This is a genomic window from Cyclobacterium xiamenense, assembly GCF_009467825.1.
GTDB classification, from domain to species: domain Bacteria; phylum Bacteroidota; class Bacteroidia; order Cytophagales; family Cyclobacteriaceae; genus Cyclobacterium; species Cyclobacterium xiamenense.
Genome location: NZ_WIOK01000023.1, coordinates 82,989 through 91,762, shown reverse-complemented (window position 1 = coordinate 91,762; position 8,774 = coordinate 82,989). Strand labels below are relative to the sequence as shown.

Annotated in this window: 6 protein-coding genes; 4 read left to right on the top strand and 2 right to left on the bottom strand. The window is 51.7% G+C overall.

The features are described from left to right. The 3 genes from GCU44_RS16635 to GCU44_RS16620 all read left to right on the top strand — a co-directional run. Window positions 1–613: phosphodiester glycosidase family protein (locus GCU44_RS16635; protein WP_154857857.1), on the top strand; the 613-nt coding region annotated here is incomplete at its 5' end. A 264-nt stretch (window positions 614–877) separates the two neighbouring features. Then, window positions 878–1,294 (top strand): MerC domain-containing protein, encoded by a 417-nt coding sequence (locus GCU44_RS16625; RefSeq protein ID WP_161993954.1) that lies wholly within the window; start codon window positions 878–880, stop codon window positions 1,292–1,294. Further along, window positions 1,291–2,481: a GTP-binding protein gene (locus GCU44_RS16620; protein ID WP_154857853.1), complete on the top strand. Its 1,191-nt coding sequence runs from the start codon at window positions 1,291–1,293 to the stop codon at window positions 2,479–2,481. Before GCU44_RS16625 ends, GCU44_RS16620 begins: the two co-directional genes overlap by 4 nt. Window positions 2,482–2,501: 20 nt before the next feature. On the opposite strand, the gene GCU44_RS16615 is transcribed toward GCU44_RS16620, so the two are convergent. Next, a complete protein-coding gene (locus tag GCU44_RS16615) occupies window positions 2,502–3,788 on the bottom strand; it encodes a nucleoside hydrolase-like domain-containing protein (RefSeq protein WP_154857851.1) in 1,287 nt (428 codons plus the stop codon). A 127-nt stretch (window positions 3,789–3,915) separates the two neighbouring features. Between GCU44_RS16615 and GCU44_RS16610 the strand changes: the two genes are divergently transcribed. After that, window positions 3,916–5,340, top strand: a complete 1,425-nt coding sequence (locus tag GCU44_RS16610) for a DUF1593 domain-containing protein (protein ID WP_154857849.1) — start codon at window positions 3,916–3,918, stop codon at window positions 5,338–5,340. Window positions 5,341–5,805: 465 nt separating this feature from the next. Here GCU44_RS16610 and GCU44_RS16605 read toward each other — a convergent pair whose 3' ends face one another. Further along, window positions 5,806–8,649 carry a triple tyrosine motif-containing protein gene (locus GCU44_RS16605; RefSeq protein ID WP_174238265.1) on the bottom strand — a complete coding sequence of 948 codons (2,844 nt, stop codon included), beginning with the start codon at window positions 8,647–8,649 and terminating at the stop codon, window positions 5,806–5,808. Window positions 8,650–8,774 lie beyond the last annotated feature (125 nt).

The following is an 8,774-nucleotide window of genomic DNA, read 5'->3' as shown; positions in this document are numbered from 1 at the left end:
ACTCGCGGCAGACGCTAGCCAACTGAAAAAAACCAGCCAATTCGCCGCTGAAAATCAGGCCATCGTTGCAATCAACGGGGGCTTCTTCGATATGAAAAACGGAGGAGCCGTCGACTACATCAAGGTGAAGGGAACGGTCATCAACAACACCCGGGTAAAAACCGACCGGGCGAATGCCCTGCTAGTGCTTTCAAAAAAATCCATCGCCATCCTGCCTACCGAAGGGCTTGACTACCAAAATAGCGCTTTTCCAAATGTGCTGCTTTCGGGCCCGCTTTTACTCCAGCAAGGAACAGCAATTGACCTTCGGAAAAATTCGTTCAATGACAACCGCCATCCCCGCAGCGCGGTCGCACTAACAGGCGATAAAAAACTCCTGCTTCTGGTGGTGGATGGTAGAAACGCCCTGGCACAAGGAATGCGGCTAAATGAACTCGCAAAGGTCCTGCGCTGGCTGGGAGCATCGGACGCTATGAACCTGGACGGCGGAGGAAGCAGCAGCCTGTTTGTCAACGAAGCGACAAAAACCGGACTGGTCAACCACCCCTCCGATAACCGGGCTTTTGATCCGGAGGGCGAGCGCCCCGTGGCCAACATCCTTTACCTGAAATAACTAACCCTCGCAGCCGCACAAAAACATCGGGATCGCTTCGGTTTCTTGCCCTTCCTTCTCTCGCCCTGCATCCGTTGATTGCTGCCGAACAAGCCAATCCAACCAAAAAACTGCTGCTATTCCCGCTCAACTACCTGCCGATCGCTGTGCTAGCGCCTTTTTTAGTAGCACGCTTACCTTTACAAATCTATAAACGCAACTTTGTTGCATTTTAAATAAAAAGCAGTAGTTTTGCATTCCTGTTGCATGTTGAGACGTACTGCTATGAAAAGTCATTTTATCGGATTCCATTTAGATTTTGTCGGTTTCACCACCTCCCTGCTATGTGCCGTACATTGCGCAGCCCTTCCCTTACTGCTAAGCCTGGCCCCGCTTACAGGCCTTCGGTTTCTGGATAATCCAGCGATCGAACAGGCCGTCATTTTGCTGAGTTTTCTGTTTGCTTCCCTTGCCATGGCACAAGGCTATCGCAAATACCACCAGAAAACTCGGCCTCTGTGGCTGGTTGTCGGGGGATTTCTACTCATTGGCAGCGGTCATTACTTCCACAGTGCCTGGGGAGAGCCAGTCTTGAGCAGCGCAGGCGGTTTGAGCATCGCGCTCGCACACCTGATCAACTGGAAGCATATCCGGCAATCGGCGACCTCTTGCCGCCTGCCAAAAAATCAATTGAACCCATGAAAAACGTAAAAAAACTACCCGTAACGGTGCTCAGCGGATTCCTCGGCGCGGGGAAAACCACCGTACTCAAGCACGTATTGCATAACCGACAAGGCTTGAAGGTAGCCCTGATCGTCAACGATATGAGCGAACTCAACGTAGATAGTCAACTGGTAACGAATGAAATCAGCCTTTCCCGAACCGACGAAAAACTGGTGGAAATGAGCAATGGATGCATTTGTTGCACCCTGCGGGAAGACCTGATGCTGGAGGTGCAAAAACTGGCCCGGCAAAATACCTTTGACTACCTGCTTATCGAAAGCACCGGAATTTCCGAGCCCATACCGGTAGCCCAGACTTTTTCATTTGCATCCGGTGAAGAGCTGCTCGACTTGAGTGAAGTTAGCCAACTGGATACCATGGTTACGGTGGTCGATGCCTACAATTTCTTCACTGATTTTGGGAGCGCAGATACCATTGTGGACCGCGGGATGACCGGCGACAGTCAGGATCAGCGCTCAATCGTTAACCTATTGACCGATCAGATTGAATTTGCCAACGTGATCCTGCTCAACAAAACCGACCTGGTGTCGGAGGAGCGATTGAGGTTGCTGGAAGGCATGCTGCGCAAACTTAACCCGGAAGCCCGAATCATTCGCAGCTCCTACGGACAGGTGGACCCGAAAGAGATTCTTCACACCAAGCTGTTTGACTACGATCGGGCGGAGCAGTCCGCCGGATGGATCAAGGAGCTAAACAACGAACACCTGCCGGAAACGGAAGAATACGGCATTAGCTCCTTCGTTTTCCGGGATCCCCGTCCATTTCATCCGGAACGGTTCTGGCAGTATGTCAACCAGCGTTGGCCTGCCGGCATCATTCGTAGCAAAGGCCTTTTTTGGCTGGCTTCCCGGCCCGATCAAGCCCTCATCTGGAGCCAGGCCGGAGGTTCCTTAAAAGCCGAGGTCTTTGGCCGATGGTTGGCTGCCTCGACCCCGCAGGAGCGGCTGCTCCATCCGCAGTTCCTGGAAAACCGCATCGAAATCGAGAAAAAATGGGATACCACCTGGGGCGACCGTATGAATGAATTGGTAATCATCGGGCAGGATTTAAATCGGGAAGAGATCAGCCAGGAGTTGAGGGATTGCCTGGACCATTCCGTCCTGCCCCATTCAGTCCCATCGTATCCGGACCCCTGGCCAATCTAAGCTGCTGCAGGGATGGTCGCCTACTCGGACAGCCAATCCCATCGGTTGGCCCAGTCGAGTAAAAACTCCTCCCGGAATTTGGCAATGGTTTGCGCCCCTTGCTGGTCTTCGATAAACAGAGCCGGGTTCGGACGGTCACTGTACCAATGCTCCCCAAGCGCCATATCGGTAGCGGAGGCTTCGCCCGGCCAGGGATTGGTACTCGTGTAGCCGCCTTGCAATCCATTTAGTTGGGGAAACCCACTTTCCGTTTTGTAGCTAGCCGTTTCGGCTCGCTTGGGGGAATACCGGATGCCGTAAACCCCCTGACCCAGGTAATAGCCCGGCCAAACCTGGCCCAAAATCTCCATACGAAAGCAGGTGCTGTCGGCAGGTATGGCTAGCTCCGGCCCTTCAAACCGCCATTCCAGGGTAGCGTAGGCCGCTACGGTATCCGCAGCGCTGCTGGCTCCGGCAAACACCTGTCGGGAACTACGGTCGATCCGTACGAAACTTCCGCCCCAGCTTTCGCCCTCCGGTTCGGCAGGACTTCCATGCAGCAGGTAGGCCAGGGATGGTGTGTCTCCCATTTTGATTCGACCCCCGTAATAGTTCTTAAATGCTTCTCCCATCGCACCTTTACCCTGGATGTAACGGGCATAATAGGCATCTCCTTTGAGATGAGCGGGAGCTTCCGGGTCCATGAACCAGCCCCGATACGTGGCATTGGCTTCGATCATCCACAGGTCCGGGTGGTTTTGGGCGATGTACGCATAGCTGTTGACGCTCCACTTTTTGTTGGGACCGCCGATCCAGTAAACACGAATTTTATCTGCAATATCGGGAGCGTCGTGCAGTGCCTGGGCCAGGTCTTCCAGGCCTCCCCAAACCAACACCCACAAGGGCTGCTCGGTTTGCTTCCGGGCACAGCGGATAATCCAGTCCGAGCCCTCGGTTAACTGGGCATAGCCTGCATACGGTGCGCTTTCCAGTGCTCCCTGTTTCGACACCTCCCGCAGGTAGTCGGGAGACGGGAAGCCCTTCGCCCGAGCAGCAAGCCGGGGAAAATCTCGCTCGTACAAATCGATCATGTCCAAAATCGCTGATTTTCTTCCCGCTCCAAAAGGCGACGAGACCAGCCCTTCGATGGCTACCTGATCTGCATACATAAACAAATGAATCAGCGATTGGAAATCGTCCGGATCGGTCCCTCCTACATCCGTACTCACCAGAATCCGGTGCTTCACCTCCTGGGCAGGCAAAAGCGAACCAGAAAACAAAAAGAACAGGCAGAGCACTAAGCCCGGTAATCGAAAAACAAAAGGCATACAGTGGTTTATTTTGGGTCGTTACAAACGTTGTTCCCACGGCTATGGGCGGCGGGTTACTCAAAAGTAAAAACAAACAAAACAAAAGCAGCAACCCGGATTGGCAAAATTTTAATAAATTGTCGGAATGAAAACGCTATTGATCTATTTCCTGACCAGTACCTTCCTCCTCCTAACCGGCACGCTAACCGCCCAGGAAACCCTGGTAAAAAACCGGGTCCTTGTACTTACCGACATTGAAAATGAACCCGACGATGCCCAGTCCCTGGTCCGCTTCCTGACCTATGCCAACCAATGGGACGTGGCCGGGCTGGTAGCGACCACCTCCCGCCACCAACCCAATAAAACAGCAGCCTGGCGCATTCTGGAGATTTTGGATGCCTATGAAAAAGTTCGGGACAACCTGGAGCAACACGAGAAGGGCTACCCGGAGGCGAGCTACCTGCGGTCTTTGGTAAAAGAAGGCAAAGCCAGGTACGGGATGCAAGTGGTTGGGCCGGGGATGGATTCCCCGGGCTCCGATTGGATCATCCAAACCGTGGACCAGTCCGATCCACGACCCCTATGGGTACTTGTCTGGGGTGGCTCCAATTGCCTGGCACAGGCCCTTTGGAAGGTGCGGCGGACCCGTTCTCCTGACGCCCTCCGTCGCTTCGTCGCCAAGCTACGCGTGTATGCGATTTCCGATCAGGACGACAGTGGTCCCTGGCTACGAAAAAACTTTCCGGACTTGTTTTACATCGTCAGCCCCGGTGTACACAGCCTGGGAGCCTATCATTTTGGTACCTGGTCCGGCATCAGCGGAGACAAGTTTCACGGCAGGTTTGCTGGGGGAGACTTTGAAATCGTAGACAATCCCTGGCTGGACGAACACATTCGAAGCAAGGGACCCCTGGGTGCCGAATACCCCATTACCGAATATTTGATGGAAGGAGATTCGCCAAGCTTCTTGTACCTGATTCCCAATGGCCTGGGCAATCCGGAGCGTCCCGATTGGGGCAGCTGGGGCGGACGCTATGAACATTACCAGCCGCGAATGGAGTCCTGGTTTTCCGAACCCGAAACCCGCCCGCTCTGGACCGATGCCATGGATGAGGTACTGGGCGCGGACGGGGCCTGGCACACCAGCAACAAAGCCACCATCTTCCGATGGAGGCAGGCTTTTCAAAACGACTTTTCTGCCAGAATGGATTGGACCATCAAAAGCTATTCGGAAGCCAACCACCCTCCGGTACCCCGGTTGGACATGGAGGAGCGCATGGAGGCAACGGTTGGCGATCGGATTGAGCTGAACGCGGCCTCAAGCACTGATCCCGATGGAGACAACCTGCATTTTCGCTGGTACCTGTATGGAGAGCCAGGAGAATTTACCCTTTCCAACGGCCGCACGGCTACTCCGCTGACCATCACCGATGCCGACCAACCCCTGGCCCATTTTGTCGTTCCGCAGCCGGGTAAAACCGGCGAGCTACACCTGATCTTGGAAGTGACCGACGATGGCGTCCCCGCCCTTACCCGATACAAGCGAATCATTGTGGATGTGCTCCCCTGATTATCCGTTGCGGAGAAATACGTAAGAAAGTTACAGACAACCAAAGGCAACAGTAGCAACGGCGGAATAGGGGGGTACGCACGGCGTTTTCAGGAAAAGTTCGCACAAGGTTTGCCGGTAGCGACGATCGGGTTGATGATGGCTTTGTAAGAAATTCTCCTACCCACAGGATTTCGTATTTTGGACCGATGAGGGGTTAGGAATCCAGCGGATTGGCTACATCTAGCCTTCACGCCCGGCTGGTCGGTAACCGGAAATCGACGATAGTCCCGGCCCTTCCCGTCGCGAATCCTGTGCGCTCATTGCGCGCATTAACTTTTTTTAAACCCAAAAATCGGGATCACGGTATTTGTTTCCGACTATATAAAAAAAGCAGGGCATATAAATAAAAGGGCGGAGTGGTACAAAAAATCGTCAAGCTAATTTTAGCATACACGGAAAATTCCCCTGTTTTCGCATGCCACCCTAAAATTTAAGAATGTATTCCTGCAGGTTATCGCTTCGCTCCATATTCAGCTTTTTGCGGAGTCGGTACCGGGCAATTTCCACGCCCCGGACAGAAATATTCATCAGGTAAGCTATTTCCTTGGTGGAAAGATTCATGTGCAGGTACGCGCTCAACTTGATCTCTTGGGGACTCAGGTTTTCGTACGCTTTTTTGAACCGGCTCATAAAATCTCCGTGCACCTGGTCAAAATGGATTTCAAACTGCTCCCAATCCCGATCTTCGGCAATGTTTTTTTCGATGGTCTTGATCACACGCTGGATTTCGGCCTTCACTTCCTGGTTTTTGCTTTTTTTTGTAATGGCATTCAGGTTATTCCGCATCTGATCGATAAACCCGTTCTTGTTTAGGAGATGCATGGTGGCAGCGGCCAGCTCCTTGTCGCGGATTTTAATTTCCTGCTTTAACCTTTCCGTCTTGAGTCGTTCCACTTCCTTTCGGCTTACCTTTAACTCCGACTCCTTCGCCTCGATGGCTTCCTGTGAGGCGGTTTTTAGTTGCTGCGTCTTCCGCTGAAACCTTTTTTCCGTGCCTCGGTAAAGGACAAAGCTAAGTAGGGCCAACAGGAAAAAATACATCAAATAGGCCATGCGGCTCCGGTACCAGGGAGGCAACACCTGAAAGGAATAAGTAGCCTCCGGACTGATTACCCCAAACAGATTTTTACTGCGAACGTGAAAGGTGTAATTTCCTTCTCTAAGGTTTGTATACGCTTTTTCCCGCTGCGGCACCCATTCGCCAAAATCCGTTTCAAAGCCTTCCAACCAATATTGGTACCGTAAATCCTTCTCATTATTGGGCGTAGGGTTGCTGCTTTCAACGCGGAGATTGGCTTGCCGGTACGGAATGACGACCGGATTCGTATCGAGGTGCGCGCCTACATTGCCCCCGAAAATGAGCGAATCGGAAGCACCGGTAAGGTAGGCCGCCCGGATTAAGGTTGGGAAAACCGGCGGGGAAAAGGTGTTGTCATTCAGGCTAAACCGAACAAAGCCTTCATTGGCAGCAAAAAGCACTTCATTACCCCGCATGGGAGCGATGTTCTGCAAGTCGTCATTGAGCAGCGGTAGCAGGGGATTGAATTCCTGAAAATGCTTGCTATAGCTGCCATCTACTTTTCGTTCCAGCACTCCGGTTTCCGTTTCGCCAATGAAATAAATATTACCCATCTGGTCTTCTGCCATGAAATGGATCAAACTACCCGAATCAAAATAATCGGCAAAAAACGGATCTCGTTCAAAGGAATTACGCGTATCGTTGAATTTAAATATTCCCCCTTCCGTGGTAAATACTAGTCGGTTGTTGACCTTCCAGACATTGTTGAGAAGATCGGTAGGCAGACCTTGCTCGGATCCGAAATAATCCACTTGCAACAGGTCCAGTCCTTCGTCCAATTGCAGCTTAAACAGGCCTTTGTATCCGTGTGCAACCCAGATATTTCCCTTTTCGTCCTGCTCAATGATGCGGCTGGATTCATCGAAACCGGCAATCTTTTTCCGATACCGGATCGTATTTTCATCCACCTCAAAAAGGTGCAGACCAAAGTAGCTACCGGACAGGAGCAAATTGGGATGATTTCTTAGGGACTGAAAATTCCAAATTCCCTCTGGACCCTCAATGCGTTCCGCAACTCCTTCCTTCAGCACAAAAGCCCCGTCATTATGCGCGACCAAAACCTTTCCCTGTAGGCGCTTAAGTTGATACACCTGCCCGGTAGAATTTGGGACGCGTCTCACACCGGAATCCTTACCAGTTTCACTGACGAAGACCCCGTTGTTGGTGCCAAAATAGACGGTACCCTGGTCTGCCAGCGCGTGATAGCCCGTACCGCTAAGCCCTGAAAACTGGTCAATTTTCGTAAACGGAAGGCTAAGCTGAATCAGGCTCAGACCGTTGTTATGGCCCAGCCAAAGGTTGCCGGACAAATCTTCAAAGAGGGAAATGATAGAGCTGTTATTCAATCCGTTCTCCCGGTTCATCTTGAGTAGTACGGTTCCATTTCGATCCATGAGGTACAGCCCATCCAATTGCGTGGCTATTGCGATACTCCCGTTTCGTAGCCGCAAGGCAGCGTTGATCGTACGACTTCGGATGGCCTGCCAGGTTTCGAGCCTTTCACCGGAACTGCTGTACACCCCACTATCCCGGGTGAAGATCAACTGCCCTTCTTGCCCGTGCGGTAACAGGCCCGTTACCAATTTGTCTCCAAAACTCCCGTTGATTACCTGAAAGGATCCGTTCTGAAGTTGTTGCAGCCCATGTCCTCTTTCGTTAACAAATAAGGTGTTGTTACTGAAATGAAAACTATCAAAACCAGGTTCGCTTTCAATGGCCCGGACAAATGCATGGTCCCGACCAAATATAAAAATATGGCTACTTGAACAGAAAAAGAGACGCTCCTCACCGACGTATACTTTCCATACTTCCTCCAGATTTTGCAGGGCTTCGGGCAAGCTGTCTTTCAAGGACTGAAACCGAAGCTGCCCCAACCTATCTGCCGAAAAGACGCCAAATTCCCCCTGTCCGGATACATACACGGAACCAGTTTCGTCCACCTGCACGTGGCGAATCTTGGTGCTGTTGGGCAGTGAAAATCTTCTCCAGCTGGTGCCATCGTAAACGAGTAATCCATAGTTGTTTGCAATATACAGTAGGCCGCTGGCATGCTGGGTAATGGCATAATTCTGAATTCCCCCCTGGTATTCCTGACTGGAATAATACCGGGAAAAGGGCAAGCCCACCGACTGAGACAGTCCGGATGTAACCCCTGTTAGGAATAGAAGTATGCCGAGAATGTGGTTCATGTATGGAGCAAGCCTGATCCCATCAGTGAATATAGCTTTTTTCTTAGTGATGTACTAGTCCTTTATAAATATTGAGGTTCTGTGAAAATCAAAAACTGCCACAATTTCAATTTTAAGACGCTTTT